This is a genomic window from Bradyrhizobium niftali (assembly GCF_004571025.1).
Taxonomy (GTDB): Bacteria; Pseudomonadota; Alphaproteobacteria; order Rhizobiales; family Xanthobacteraceae; genus Bradyrhizobium; species Bradyrhizobium niftali.
The window spans coordinates 1-13112 of sequence record NZ_SPQT01000017.1 but is presented as its reverse complement, the minus strand read 5'-3'; the positions used below and the strand labels follow the sequence as shown (position 1 = coordinate 13112).

The 13112-nt window shown below is 63.9% G+C and carries 13 protein-coding genes; 9 read left to right on the top strand and 4 right to left on the bottom strand.

Translation table 11 applies throughout. The annotated features are described in order from the left end of the window. Positions 1-65 precede the first annotated feature (65 nt). Positions 66-1262 carry a FecR family protein gene (locus E4K65_RS26495; RefSeq protein WP_135176622.1) on the top strand — a complete coding sequence of 399 codons (1197 nt, stop codon included), beginning with the start codon at positions 66-68 and terminating at the stop codon, positions 1260-1262. Between the two features lie 59 nt (positions 1263-1321). Further along, positions 1322-4060 carry an EAL domain-containing protein gene (locus E4K65_RS26490; RefSeq protein ID WP_167771166.1) on the top strand — a complete coding sequence of 913 codons (2739 nt, stop codon included), beginning with the start codon at positions 1322-1324 and terminating at the stop codon, positions 4058-4060. Between the two features lie 28 nt (positions 4061-4088). On the opposite strand, the gene E4K65_RS26485 is transcribed toward E4K65_RS26490, so the two are convergent. After that, positions 4089-4349, bottom strand: a complete 261-nt coding sequence (locus tag E4K65_RS26485) for a hypothetical protein (protein ID WP_135176620.1) — start codon at positions 4347-4349, stop codon at positions 4089-4091. A gap of 270 nt (positions 4350-4619) precedes the next feature. Here E4K65_RS26485 and rocF point away from each other — a divergent pair, with 270 nt between their 5' ends. The 4 genes from rocF to E4K65_RS26465 all read left to right on the top strand — a co-directional run bounded on the left by rocF (position 4620) and on the right by E4K65_RS26465 (position 7956). Then, a complete protein-coding gene (rocF, locus tag E4K65_RS26480; RefSeq protein ID WP_027545896.1) occupies positions 4620-5597 on the top strand; it encodes an arginase in 978 nt (325 codons plus the stop codon). Between the two features lie 160 nt (positions 5598-5757). Beyond that, positions 5758-7029 (top strand): sulfite dehydrogenase, encoded by a 1272-nt coding sequence (soxC, locus tag E4K65_RS26475; RefSeq protein ID WP_135176619.1) that lies wholly within the window; start codon positions 5758-5760, stop codon positions 7027-7029. Continuing rightward, positions 7016-7558, top strand: coding sequence for a c-type cytochrome (locus E4K65_RS26470; protein WP_135176618.1), 543 nt, complete (start codon positions 7016-7018; stop codon positions 7556-7558). Before soxC ends, E4K65_RS26470 begins: the two co-directional genes overlap by 14 nt. A gap of 113 nt (positions 7559-7671) precedes the next feature. Further along, positions 7672-7956 carry a hypothetical protein gene (locus E4K65_RS26465; protein WP_025576183.1) on the top strand — a complete coding sequence of 95 codons (285 nt, stop codon included), beginning with the start codon at positions 7672-7674 and terminating at the stop codon, positions 7954-7956. Between the two features lie 6 nt (positions 7957-7962). Here the strand turns inward: E4K65_RS26465 and E4K65_RS26460 are convergent, their stop codons facing one another. Beyond that, positions 7963-9177, bottom strand: a complete 1215-nt coding sequence (locus tag E4K65_RS26460; RefSeq protein ID WP_025576184.1) for a mandelate racemase/muconate lactonizing enzyme family protein — start codon at positions 9175-9177, stop codon at positions 7963-7965. Between the two features lie 224 nt (positions 9178-9401). Further along, positions 9402-10649 carry an NRAMP family divalent metal transporter gene (locus E4K65_RS26455; protein WP_235885740.1) on the bottom strand — a complete coding sequence of 416 codons (1248 nt, stop codon included), beginning with the start codon at positions 10647-10649 and terminating at the stop codon, positions 9402-9404. A gap of 533 nt (positions 10650-11182) precedes the next feature. On the opposite strand from E4K65_RS26455, the gene E4K65_RS26450 reads away from it, so the two are divergent. Next, positions 11183-11374: a DUF3606 domain-containing protein gene (locus E4K65_RS26450; RefSeq protein ID WP_235885733.1), complete on the top strand. Its 192-nt coding sequence runs from the start codon at positions 11183-11185 to the stop codon at positions 11372-11374. Between the two features lie 72 nt (positions 11375-11446). Beyond that, positions 11447-11620: a DUF3606 domain-containing protein gene (locus E4K65_RS26445; protein ID WP_135176616.1), complete on the top strand. Its 174-nt coding sequence runs from the start codon at positions 11447-11449 to the stop codon at positions 11618-11620. Between the two features lie 175 nt (positions 11621-11795). On the opposite strand, the gene E4K65_RS26440 is transcribed toward E4K65_RS26445, so the two are convergent. Beyond that, entirely contained in the window at positions 11796-11981 is a 186-nt protein-coding gene (locus E4K65_RS26440) for a hypothetical protein (protein WP_027545902.1), read from the bottom strand. 330 nt (positions 11982-12311) lie between these two features. Between E4K65_RS26440 and E4K65_RS47510 the strand changes: the two genes are divergently transcribed. Then, a complete protein-coding gene (locus E4K65_RS47510; protein ID WP_167771165.1) occupies positions 12312-12506 on the top strand; it encodes a hypothetical protein in 195 nt (64 codons plus the stop codon). Positions 12507-13112: the final 606 nt, after the last annotated feature.

The window sequence follows — 13112 nt, the reverse complement described above, 5'->3', positions numbered from 1 at the left end:
TAATTCTCTCTTGAGTGATTTCGGATACGCCTCAGGTCTGGCTGTAACGCGGACTGAGGATCGGCATGCTCGGCAGAATTGGAATGTGGTGCGCCTTCGCGGCGGTGCTGAGCCTGGGAATGGCTTCCGGTGCGCTCGCTGCGGAGGATGGCGTCTGGTCAGTCAGCAAAGCCGCAGGCGAGGTCTGGGTCGCCACCAACGGCGCGCAGCAAGTGTCGTTGAATCAGCAAGACGCGCTCAAGCCCGGCGACACCATTCGCACCGGACGTAACGGGCGCGTGCTGCTTGTCCGTGGCGAGGAAACGATCCTGATCTCTCCCAACTCGGTGGTCGGCTTGCCGGCCGAGACGAAGGAGGGTCTCTCGACCACCATCATCCAGCAAGCAGGTTCGATCCTGCTCGAGGTGGAGAAGCGCAACGTCAAGCATTTCGAGGTCGAGACGCCCTATCTCGCCGCCGTGGTCAAGGGAACGCAGTTCAGCGTCACCGTGAATGCGGGCAGCACCCGGGTCGGCGTGCTCCGCGGCCAGGTCGAAGTCTCCGACTTCAAGACGGGACAGATCGCTCAGGTCATGCCCGGACAAGCGGCCATCGCCTTCGAGCATGGCAAGCCCGGCCTCAGCCTGAGCGGTGCGGGGACGTTCAACCCGATCGAACATGGCAAGCCGCGGGCCTCGACGATCGAGCGAATTCCTGTGCCGAAATCGGGACTGTCGGCGCCGCGCAATGCGGCGAGCGGCCATGCGATCCATGCGCTCGGTCCGATCGACAAGGGGACCAAGGCAAACGGTGCGCCGAAGCCATCGCACCTGACGGCCGGAGGTCAGCCACCCAGGGCCGGTGTCGTGCGCATCTCGAGCTCGCTCGGCGAGGTCAGGCTGAACGTCCATAAGGTCACGCACGGGCTCGCCCACGACGCAATTGCACCGGGGCGCGTGCGCAACGCGAACACCGGTACCGAGACGGTCTGGAGCGATACGAAGGCGAGCACGACGACCACGGCTGCCAACAGCTCCGTGAGCAGCAGCGCATCTGCGGCCGGTGCCACATCCTCGTCGTCAAGTGCGACGACGACCGTTGCGACCACCGCTGGGGCGACCAACGATGCGTTCGGAGGAAGCTCCGGAAAGGGCGGCAACGGGGATAGCAAGGACAGCAACGGTCACGACAACAACGGTGCCACCGGTAACGGCAAAGGCAACAACGGCGGCGGTAACGGCAGCCACGGCCACGGAAATGCCTACGGTCACAACAGACACTAAGGCGATTTCCTAGGGGATGAGGGGGCGCACTCGCCGAAGCGGGTGTGCAGGAGGATCGGGTGAAACGCTACAGGCCGCATATTCTTGTCGTGATCGCGCTGGCGGTCGTGCTGTCCACGGGATGGCATGGTGCGCTTCGCAACGCGCTCACCGATTTGCGATTCGCCTGGCAATCGCGTGCCGCCAGCGGCAATGTCGTCGTGGTGGCCATCGACGCGCCCTCGATCGACCAGATCGGGGTATGGCCCTGGCCGCGCCGGCTCCACGCGGAGCTGTTGCACAAACTCGAAAGTGCCGGTGCGCAGGACGTGGCCTTCGATGTCGATTTCAGCACGCCGTCGGATCCGGCCTCCGACGAGGCGTTCGTCAAGGCGCTTCGAGAGGTCGGCGGCTCGACGATCCTCCCGTCCTTCAGGCAGCCGGCGCCCAATGGTGGCGCGGCTCACATCAATCGCCCCCTGAAGCCGTTCAGCAACCAGTCGTGGCCCGCCGTCGTCAATGTCGCGGTTGAATCCGACGGGCTCGTTCGCCGTTATCCGGTCGGCGAGAAGCTTGGCGACGCGTTGATGCCGTCGATGGCCGTCGTGCTGGCTGGGCAGGACGCCAGTCGGCGGTCCCCCTTCCTTATCGACTTCAGTATTCGAGCAGCCTCCATTCCGCGTGTCTCCTATGCCGACGTGCTGCACGGCGATGCCGCCACACTCGACAAGCTGAGAGACAAGAAGATCATCGTCGGTGCGACTGCGCTCGAGCTGGGTGATCGGTTCAGCGTTCCAAATGGCGGCATCGTCTCGGGGCCCGTCCTGCAGGCGCTGGCCGCGGAATCGATCCTCCAGCACCGGATGCTGCGCTGGACGTCCGATGCCGGCATGATCCTCGGCCTGGGTGTGATCTGCCTGCTGATGATGTATTCGTGGCGCCGCTTGGCATCGGGATATCGAGTTGCGGTCCTCATCGCAGCCGGGGCGGCGGTCGAACTGACCGCGGCCCTTGTGCAGGCAAGATGGCCCTTCGTCGTCGACACATCGCTATTCCACATTGCGATCATCGCCTATCTGACCGCGATCGCGCTGGACGAGATCGATTTCCGCGGTCTCCTGGGACGTATCGCCGAGAGCCGCTTTCATCGTATCGCCATGTCGCTCGGCGACGGTCTCGTCTGCACCGACGCAGATCACCGGATCACGGTCTGGAATCCCGGCGCGAGCGCGATCTTCGGCTATATGCCTGCCGAGATCATCGGCCGCCCGTTCGACACCCTGTGCGCCGCGCCGGCGGACGGCGCCGCAAGGCCGTCCATGCGCGATGTCGCGCGCCAGGCCCTCCTCGTCCCCGGCGGGGCGGTCGTCGTCGAGTTCGAGGGCCGGCGCAAGAATGGCGAAACCTTCCCCGTCGAAGCGAGCTTCTCGGGCTGGCAGGGAACGGACGGCTTCCAGTATGGAGCGATCCTGCGCGACATCTCGGTCCGTAAGCGCGAGGTCGAACGCGTCAGATATCTTGCCGAACACGACGCGCTGACCGGGCTTGCCAACCGCAATATGCTGCATGCCGGCCTTGCCAGCCTGATCGCAGCAGCCGAGCGGCGGTCATCCGGCGTCGCGCTGCTCGTGCTGGGGCTCGACGGCTTCCAGCAGATCAACGACATGCTTGGACATTCGGCCGGCGACCTCGTGCTGCGGGCCGTCGCCGAGCGGCTCCGGTCCGAAGCCGATGGCAAAGCGGTCGTCGCCCGGCTCAGCGGCGACGAATTCGCCATTGCGCTCGATTGCGCGGAGGCTGGCGAGCCGATTGTGGAATTCGCCGAGCGGATCGCGCTTGCGTTCGAAGCGCCGCTTGCAACGGGCACACGGCAGCACCGCGTCCGGATCAGCATCGGCGTCGCCGTCTATCCCGACGGTGGATACAACGCGGACGACCTCCTGAGCAACGGCCATCTCGCGCTGAGCCGCGCCAAGGCGACGCGACGCGGCAGCCACGTGATCTTCGAGAGTGCGATCAGGCAGGAGCTGGAGAACCGCTTGACGCTCGAGAGCGAGCTGGCGCTTGCCGCGGACCACGGCGAGTTCGAACTGTTCTACCAGCCGCAGGTTCGCCTGGTCGACGGCGACCTGGTCGGGGCGGAAGCGCTCATCCGTTGGCGGCATCCCGTGCGCGGCTACGTCTCCCCCGGGGAGTTCATGCCGGTGGTCAATACCTCAGCGCTGTCCGAGCGGATCGCGAACTGGGTGATGGAGACGGCCTGCCGGCAGGCGCGTGCGTGGGAATTGTCCGGCAACAGCGTGCGCGTCGCGATCAACCTCTCGCCGTCGCAGTTGCACTCCGGCGATCTCGCGCATGCGGTCGCGGCCTTGCTCGACGCGACGGGGCTGACGCCGGCGTTGCTCGAGCTCGAGGTCACCGAAGATATCCTCCTCCATGACGAGGGCCGCGTGCTCGACATGTTCAAGCGGATCCAGGAGCTCGGCGTCCGCGTCCTGTTCGACGATTTCGGCACCGGCTACGCAAGCCTGAGCTATCTGAAGAAGTTTCCGCTCGACGGGCTCAAGATCGACCGGTCGTTCGTGCTCGATCTGCTTACCGATTCCGACGATGCCGCGATCGTCGGTTCGACCATCGGCCTCAGCAAGCAGCTCGGGCTCAGCGTCGTGGCCGAAGGTATCGAGAACCGGGCTACGGCCGATTTCCTCATCAGCATGGGATGCAAGGAAGGGCAGGGCTATTTCTTCGGTCGGCCGATGCCCGCGGATGCCTTCGAACGGCAGTTCCTGGCGCAGCCTCAATCCGTCAGCGCGGCCTAGCTGGCTCACGTCACGCGGGTTGTGATTGCTAACGCCGGCGGGCGATGGCAACGCCGAACAGGAAGGCGACGAACAGGCTCGCGAGCGGCGCTTCACGTGTGATTGCGGCGACCGTCGCGAGCGGTTTACCCGGCTTTCGAGCTTCGTCGATGACATGGGTCAAGCGGTCGACGGCGGCGCGTAAGCCGCCCGCGACCTCACCGATCGTGTGGGAGACGTCGGTCGCGGCGTCGATGGCGCGCTCGGCCATGCCGGGCTGGGACGGGGGCTGCGGAATTTCGGTGCTCAAATTCGCGAACTCCGCTCTTGACGAAGTGAATGAGGCCGGCACCTTTGGCTATCCGCGCGAGCGCTCGTTAGCGGGTCCGAAGACCTTTGGCTATCCGCGACAGGCGCCGTGATGTACGGCGGGTGCCGGCCTTGCAGGGGAAATGCGGGGCAGGGGATTTAGTTCCAGGACGGTTTCTCGCGCGGCGTCTTTGCACCGGAAATACCCGTGAAACGACGGGTCCGAATCTCTGTTAGGCTGGCACCACCTTGTGGATGTCAGGAGGCTGCCGTGACCGATCGGACCATGCCGGATCGAGCCCGGCGCATCGCCTTGCTCGGCGCGCCCATCGACATGGGGGCCTCGCAGCGCGGCACACTGATGGGCCCGGCGGCGCTGCGCACCGCCGGCCTTGCGACGCTGCTCGAGAGCCTGGACTTCGAGGTCGTCGACTACGGCGATCTCTCCGTGGCCGAGGTCAGAGACCTCGCCGACAGGCCGCCAGAAAAAGCCAATCATTACCGTGAAATCCAGCGCTGGACACGCGTGCTGAGCGGCAGAGGTTATGAGATCGCGAAAACCGGTGCGCTCCCGATCTTCCTCGGCGGCGATCACACGCTATCAATGGGCTCGGTCAATGCCATGGCGCGCCATTGGCAGGAGCGCGGACGCGAGCTGTTCGTGCTCTGGCTCGATGCGCATGCCGACTACAACACGCCGGAGACGACGATCACGGCGAACATGCATGGCATGTCGGCCGCGTTTCTGTGTGGCGAGCCGGGCCTCGATGGCCTGCTCGGCGATGACCCGCGTGCGTCGATCGATCCCGACAGGCTCGATCTGTTTGGCGCGCGGTCAATCGACAAGCTCGAAAAGGAGCTGATGCGCGCGCGCCGGATCAGGGTTGTCGACATGCGCCAGATCGACGAGTTTGGCGTCGCCGTGCTGATCCGCCGTGTCATCGAGCGGGTCAAGGCGAGCAATGGCGTGCTGCATGTCAGCTTCGATGTCGATTTCCTCGATCCATGCGTGGCGCCTGGGGTCGGCACCACGGTGCCGGGTGGCGCGACCTATCGCGAAGCACATCTGATCATGGAGCTGCTGCACGATTCCGGCGTGGTGGGGTCGGTCGACATCGTTGAGCTCAATCCATTCCTGGACGAACGTGGTCGAACCGCGCGCACCGCGGTCGAGCTGATCGGTAGCCTGTTCGGACAGCAGATCACCGACCGGCCGACGCCAAGCAATGCGATCGCGCCGGGCGAGTGACGTGCGCGCCGTTTGTGCATTGCAAAGAAGGGAACTGCTGTCACTGCGGGCGGATTTAGATCAGTCGTGATCGAAATCGACTGCTTTTGAAACAGCTGCGAATTGCAAATGCAGTTCGCCGAGGGTTTCATGCGGGTCGAGCTTCAGCCGAGGATCCGCAATGAGCAGCCCGATCGACGTCGACGATAAATCTGCGCCAACAACACGCCGTCGCTTCCTGAAAGGCGGCACCGCAGTGGCGAGCGGCGCCCTTCTTGGCGCGGGCGCGGCCGCGGGGGCAGAGACGAATAACCTTCCTCCCGGCATTCCCGAATGGATGAAGGCGCCGGGCGAGCCGACGGGAGGCCAGCTCTATGGTGCGCCATCGCCCTTCGAGGAGGGCGTCGTCAAGAACATCTCGAAGACTCTCAAGCAATATATCTCGGCGTCCAGCCGGACGCCCCTGCAGGAGCTCGACGGCATCATCACGCCGAACGGGCTGTTCTATGAGCGGCATCATGGCGGCGTCCCGACCATTGATCCGGCGCAGCACCGGTTGATGCTTCACGGCCTTGTCGAACGGCCCCTGATCTTCACCATCGACGATCTGCGGCGCTTCCCGTCGGAGTCGCGCATCCACTTTCTCGAGTGCTCCGGCAATCCCGGTTACACCAAACCCTATGGCAAGACGGCATCGGACCTCGTCGGCCTGGTGAGCTGCGCGGAATGGACCGGCGTCAGCCTGAAGCTGGTGCTTCAGGAGGCGGGGTTGAAGCCGGAGGCCAAATGGGTGGTTGCCGAGGGCGCCGACGCGGCCGCGCTGACGCGCAGCATTCCGATCGAGAAATGCCTCGAGGACGCCATGCTGGTCTACAGCCAGAACGGCGAGCGGCTGCGTCCGCAGCAAGGATATCCGCTGCGGCTGTTCCTGCCGGGCTTCGAAGGCAACATGAGCGTGAAATGGCTGCGCCGCCTGCATGTGACTGCCGAGCCCGTGTATTCGCGCGAGGAGACTTCGAAATACACCGATCTCCTGCCTGACGGCACGGCACGGGAGTTCTCCTTCTACATGGAAGCGAAGTCGATCATCACCCGTCCATCCGGCGGTCAGCGTCTGAGCGCGCCCGGCTTCCACGAGGTCACCGGCATCGCCTGGAGCGGGCACGGCAAGATCGCCCGCGTCGAGGTGTCCGTCGACGACGGGAGGAACTGGCAGGACGCGCGATTGCAAGAGCCGGTGCTGACGCGTGCCCTGACACGCTTCCGCTTGCCGTGGCAATGGGACGGCAAGCCCGCTGTGATCCAGAGCCGCGCCATTGACGAGACCGGCTATGTGCAGCCGACGCTGGCCGAACTGCTCGCGGTGCGCGGCGAGAATTATTTCTACCACAACAATGCGATCTGGCCCTGGCGCATCGCGGCGGACGGCGAGGTGACCAATGCGCTTGCGTGAGATGTGCGGTATCGCATTAGCAATCGTGCTGTGTGCCTGTGGGAGCGGAGCGCAGGCGCAAAGCCCTTATGGTATCGGTCGGCCGGCGACGCCCGCCGAGATCGCGGGTTGGAATATCGATATCGGGCGCGACGGCAGCAATCTGCCGAAGGGGAGGGGTTCAGTCAGCCGTGGCCGTGAAGTGTTCGCCGAGCAATGTGCCTCGTGTCACGGCGAGAAAGGCGAGGGCGGCCTGGGTGATCGGCTTGCCGGCGGTCAAGGCACGATCGGAGCGGCCAAGCCCATTCGTACTGTCGGCAGCTATTGGCCTTATGCGCCGACGCTGTTCGATTATATCCGTCGCGCCATGCCGCAGAATGCGCCGCAGTCGCTGAGCGATGAGGATGTCTATGCGGTTTCCGCCTATGTCCTGAACCTGAACGGGCTGGTTGGAGCGGACGCGACGCTCGACGCGAAATCGCTTGCGGCCGTGAAGATGCCGAACCGCGACAGGTTTGTCGGCGATGCGCGGCCCGACGTCAAAAAGTGAACGGGCGCGGGGGCGAGGTTCCCCTGCGCTGGCTTGGAACTTGCTTCGGCGAAGCTGGAACTCGCGGGACGTCATTGAATTAACCTGCGAGAGGAAAAAGCACGGATCCTTCGATGGCAGCTGATCGCTTCGCTAACTCCATGTCCACGGCGCTTCGTCATCCCGGCGTGATCGCGTTGATCGTGGCCGCCTTGACGATTGCTGCGATGCTGATCGTGGATCACGGGCCGTGGAGCCGGGCCAAGACGCAGCCGGCCCATGTCGCGATGTATGCGACCACAGGTGAGGCGGCACATGCTGCCGGCGCCAAGGTGCTTCCCACCGAACCGAAATCGCCGGTCGAGCCGGAGCGGCCGGGACCGAAGACGTCCCCGACCGTCAATCCCGTGACGCCGTAGTTCTCGTCAGCTCTTGCGACCATAGTTGAGAAGCCCCCCGCTCGTCTTCGGCGGATGCGCGCGCAGCGCCTCCTCGTTCGGCTCGGTGCCCCAGCCGGGCCGATCCGGAATGATCAGATGGCCATTCTGGATTTCCGGCTCGTGCGTGAACAGCTCGCGATCCCAGGACAGGCGATCGATGTCGATCTCCATGATGCGCAGGTTCGGAACGACCGCGCAGAAATGCGCGTTCATCAACGAGCAGAGATGGCCGTAGAAGTTGTGCGGGGCGACGTTGACCTCGAACGCTTCTGCGGCGGCTGCGATCTTCATCGACTGCCAGACGCCGTTCCAGGGCGTGTCGATGATCGCGACGTCCATCGCCTGCTCATGGAAATAGGGCAGGAATTCACGCAGGCCCAGCAGGGTCTCGCAGGACGAGATCGGATGCGGGCTCTGCCTGCGGATGTAGCCGAGCGCCTCCGGATTGAAACTATCGATCTCGATCCAGAACATGTCGAGGTCCGCGATGGTGCGCAGGATCTTCAGGTAACCCTCGGTCTTGGCGTTGAAGTTGCAGTCGAGCAGGATGTCGACGTCGGGGCCCGCGCCGTCGCGGATCGCTTCCAGATGCATGCGCAGGTCGCGCAGGATCTTGCGGTCGACGTTGATCTCGGGTGCGAAGGGCGAGCCGAAGCCGGGCCGCCAGCCGGTCGGCTTGCCGTCGTCGTAGGAGAAGATGTTGGTCTTGAGCGCGGTGAACTTCTTCTCGCGCACCTCGCGGCCCATCGCCTTGACGCCGTCGAGGCTTTCGATCGGCGGCTTGTACCAGGACGGATGATTGATCCGCCACGTCGCGCAATGCGACCAATACACCCGGACGCGGTCACGGATTTTGCCGCCGAGCAGCTCATAGCAGGGCACGCCGAGAGACTTCGCCTTGGCATCGAGCAGGGCGTTCTCGATCGCCCCGAGCGCTTGCGCTACCACCCCGCCGGCCGCGGGACGCGTGGCGGCGAACAGCTCGGCGTAGATGCGCTCATGCTGGAAGATATTCTGCCCGATGATGCGGGTGGACAGGCGCTGGATCGCCGCGCCAACACCGGGTGAGCCAAACCCTTCATCGAACTCGCTCCAGCCGACGACGCCGTCGTCGGTCGTCAGCTTGACGAAGTGGTAGTTTCTCCAGCCGGCATCGCAGGCGAGGATTTCAAGGCTTGTTGCTTTTGATGATTTGGTCATGTCGCTCCCTGTCGTCTGGTCGGGCTTCTTTTCTTGTGGCCAATCGCAGGCCCGACCCTGGCCAACTGTTAAGCCAACCACGGACCGGCGTGAAGCCCGCAGCAGGTGGGGACAGCTATGATCTGCTTTCGATAGACCAGTTTTTGCGGTTCATCAGCGTGCCGGCCGTGTTTGCGGCCTTCGTCGTCGCATCGCAGATTTCGGCGGCATTGTCGCAAGGTTAGTCAGCCCATCGCCGACGAGCCGAGCAGAGCGAGGACGGCCAGCGCCATCAGCGCGGTGCCGAGCCAGCCCAGCGCGACCAGCCACGACCGGGCCCTGAAACGGCCCATGATCGTGCGGCTCGAGACGATCAGCATCATCATCGCCATGATCGGAACGGCGACGATGCCGTTGAGCACGGCGCTCCAGACCAGCATGTGGATCGAGTCGATGCCGGTGAAGCCGAGGCCGAAGCCGATCGCGGTCGCGGCCGCGATGATGGTGTAGAAGCCGACCGCCTTCTCGGGCTTTGCCTCGAGCGTGGCGCGCCAGCCGAAGATCTCCGCAACCCCGTAAGCGGCCGAGCCCGCCAGCACCGGGATCGCGAGCAGGCCCGTGCCGATGATGCCGAGCGCGAACAAGGCGAAGGTGAAGTCGCCGGCGAGCGGCCGCAGCGCCTCGGCCGCTTCGGTCGCCGAACTGATGCGGGTGACGCCGTTGGCGTTCAGCACCGACGCCGTGGTCAGGATGATGAAGAAGGCGATGCCGTTCGACAGCAGCATGCCGAGCGTGGTGTCGGCCTTGATGCGCGCGAGCTCGGGATCGCCGCCGCGCCGCGTCTCCTCGCGCAGCGGCTTGTCGCGCTTGCCCTGGTTCATCTCCTCGACTTCCTGCGAGGCCTGCCAGAAGAACAGATAGGGGCTGATGGTGGTGCCGAGCACGGCGACCACCATCATGAAATAGTCGGCGCTGACATTCGCCTTCGGCCACACCGCGGCGAGCAACGCCGTGCTCCACGGGATCTTCACGGTGAAGGCGGTCGCGACATAGGCGAACAGCGCCAAGGTGAGGAATTTCAGCACCGGCGAATAGCGGCGATAGGGCAGGAACACCTGGAGCAGGGTCGAGCCCGCCGCGAAGATCAGCGCGTGCTCGTGGTTGAGACCGCCGATGACGAGCGAGAGCGCCTCGGCCATCGCGGCGATGTCGGCGGCGATGTTGAAGGTGTTCGCGGCGACCAGTAGGCCGACGAGCGCCAGCACCGCCCAGCGCGGCGCGATCCGCATCACGTTGGCGGCAAGCCCTTTTCCGGTAACCCGGCCGATCTGCGCGCTGACGAGTTGAATGGCGATCATGAACGGCGTGGTCAGAAACACCGTCCAGAGCAGCCCGTAGCCGAATTGTGCGCCGGCCTGCGAATAGGTGGCGATGCCGGAGGGATCGTCGTCCGCCGCCCCGGTGACGAGGCCGGGGCCCAGTCGTTGCAGCAGCGTCGGCGCGAACTTCGTCGGTGCGTCGGCGCTGTCGTTCTTGGCGGGGCGGTGTTTCAGGGCGGACCTTCCGGAATTGCGAATCCAGATCTTTAAGAATCCAAGTCTTAAGAATCCAGATCTTAAGCGCGTTCATGGCCGCAAAGTTCCTGCGGTGGCCGGAGTCGTGCCGTCCGCCGAAGCCGATGCTGCGCCGTCTTGTTTGACGCGCCGGGCAAAACATCTCCAGAGTGGCACCATCACAGACATCGTCGAGCCCGCGCCGTGACCGGTGGCGGGCTTTTCTTTTGCGCCTGTGCAGCTCCGTTCGAAACGGACCGCACACTGGTGGGCTGACGCCTTCTCCGGCACCCGCGAGGTGTTCATTCCCTTTGAGCGATAATTCCGGACGCGGAGGAACGCCGCTTCGCCGCGCATGTTGACTTTGTGGCGACGCCTCTTCGCGAGGAGCGGGACGGTCACCATCGCGACGGCGGCGCGTCATGTTCGCTTTGTCGCAGTTCGGCCCCATCCCCTCGGCAGCAGAGACGCACATGAACAGGCTCAAGCCGGTCAATCTTCGCAATTCGCTCGACTTGAGCGACAAGGTGCAGGTCAAGACCCTGCGCAAGCGCCTTAAGCTGTCGCCCGATCAGTTCGCCGATGCGCTTCGGAAATCAGGCAATTCGATCTCGGCCCTCGTCAAGGAAGTGGCCGCCGCGAGACCCGGCAAGCTGGAGGCGTAAGCCGCCGGCCGGATTTAGGAACGGCGTGCCGATGACGACGTTTCCCGTTTTCAGGAAGCGAGGAATTGGGCGATGGACAATCTGACGAAGCGCGCGCAGCCGGACCGCAGCAAGATCAACATGGACGAGGCCTTCGAGGTCAAATACTGGACCCATGCGCTCGGCGTGTCGAAAGAGGAGTTGCAAAAGGCCGTCGACAAGGTCGGCAATTCGGCCGCGGCCGTCCGCAAGGAGCTCGCGGTGTAGCTGATATAGCCGGAGGGGCCTGGAAGCCGTCGTCTTCATCGGCGCCTTCGTCCTGCTGGCGGCGCTGATCTATGGCGTGCTGCGCAACCGCTACCGCAGCCGCACCGAGCGGCATGTCGCCGACAGCATCGTGCGCGAGCGCTATGAGAACAACGAGACGTGAGGCGGCGTCCGGCTACTTGATGCTGACGAACATGCCCCAGGCCGCGGCCAGCGCCGCGCCGGTGAAGACGACCACGGGATTGTCGCAGAACGCGCCGCCGTAGCGGCACACGTCCGCGCCGAACTGGCCGAGCTCGTGATGGCTCGCGGAATAGAACAGTCCCGACAACCCCAGCAATGCGGCGGCGACGTAGTACATCGACGTTCTCTCCGAACCTTTCCGGTTGCGCCCTCATGGGAGGGCATGTCCCATCCTGGCGCGAACAGATTTCGTTCCGCCAAATCCGATTTGCTGCATTTGAATAAAGTTGCGCCGTCGGGCAAAACACTGGCATGATGGCAACATCGGGCATTTCCCAGAGAGCCCCGCAGGGCCGCTTCTGACCCTTGCGGACTTTAGATGCTGCGACTGCGACGCCGGCTTTTGACGCTGGGCAGATTAGGTAAGCCCGCCTCGGAAATTTGAATCTATCCCGGGAACAAGTTGCAATTCCATGCGTTAGAGGGCGTCGTTGGGGGAGAAACCATCGTGCCGACCGCCGAGTACTATTTGAAGCAAGCCGAAATTGCGTCCCGGATGGCACTGGCAGAAGCCGACCCAGAAAAAGCGAGGGCCATGCATATCCTCGCCTTGGCGTATTACGACAAGGCCTACCTTGCGCAGGTCCAAGACGCGTCGCCACCGCAGCCAACCAACTCGCCCGACATCATCCAGAGGCAGTGAGAGCGCTATCGTTGACGGTTTGTCTCACCTCTTTGATTACGGTGACCGTACACTTAACTTGCTATTGCGAACAGGTTTTGCGCCTGACGAGCAGGTGATTGAGTGCACTGTCACCGCAATCCCGCGATTGCGCCCTTGCGGAGAGCATGTCCCTTCGCTGGCGCGAAGAGATTTCATTTCTGCATTTGAACAAAGTTGCTCCGTCGGGCAAAGCACTGGCATGATGGCAGCATCGGGCCTTTCCAAAGAGGCCCGCGTGGCCGCTTCCCACACTTGCGGACTTGGCCGTTGCGACTGCGACGCCCAGCTTTGACCCACATGTATGGTCCGGCCGTGCGTAGCAAGAGGTTCGTCGATCAGGTGGTGAGTGGTCTTGCATCAATGTATCCGGCCTTTGATTGGAGCATTTTCTCCGGGCCATCATGGATATCAGCGCGCGTGCGTTCTCATTAGCGGACAGGCCTCGATTGGGCCATTTGGGTCACCAGTGTTCGCATGCGCCGGGAAGACCGAACCTCCATCTCGTCTCATCCTCTCGCAGACCTCGGCTGGAACCTGTTGATGGGGTTACGTCATCGCATGCTCCTCCTACCTCGCAGTTCCTGT

Bases quoted from the DNA above. Each gene is read 5' to 3' on its own strand.
- E4K65_RS26445 (WP_135176616.1), top strand. From the start codon at position 11,447: ATGGACAATCTGACGAAGCGCGCGCAGCCGGACCGCAGCAAGATCAAC.
- E4K65_RS26450 (WP_235885733.1), top strand. From the start codon at position 11,183: ATGAACAGGCTCAAGCCGGTCAATCTTCGCAATTCGCTCGACTTGAGC.
- E4K65_RS26470 (WP_135176618.1), top strand. From the start codon at position 7,016: ATGCGCTTGCGTGAGATGTGCGGTATCGCATTAGCAATCGTGCTGTGT.
- soxC (WP_135176619.1), top strand. From the start codon at position 5,758: ATGAGCAGCCCGATCGACGTCGACGATAAATCTGCGCCAACAACACGC.
- E4K65_RS26460 (WP_025576184.1), bottom strand. From the start codon at position 9,177: ATGACCAAATCATCAAAAGCAACAAGCCTTGAAATCCTCGCCTGCGAT.
- E4K65_RS26465 (WP_025576183.1), top strand. From the start codon at position 7,672: ATGGCAGCTGATCGCTTCGCTAACTCCATGTCCACGGCGCTTCGTCAT.
- E4K65_RS26495 (WP_135176622.1), top strand. From the start codon at position 66: ATGCTCGGCAGAATTGGAATGTGGTGCGCCTTCGCGGCGGTGCTGAGC.
- E4K65_RS26440 (WP_027545902.1), bottom strand. From the start codon at position 11,981: ATGTACTACGTCGCCGCCGCATTGCTGGGGTTGTCGGGACTGTTCTAT.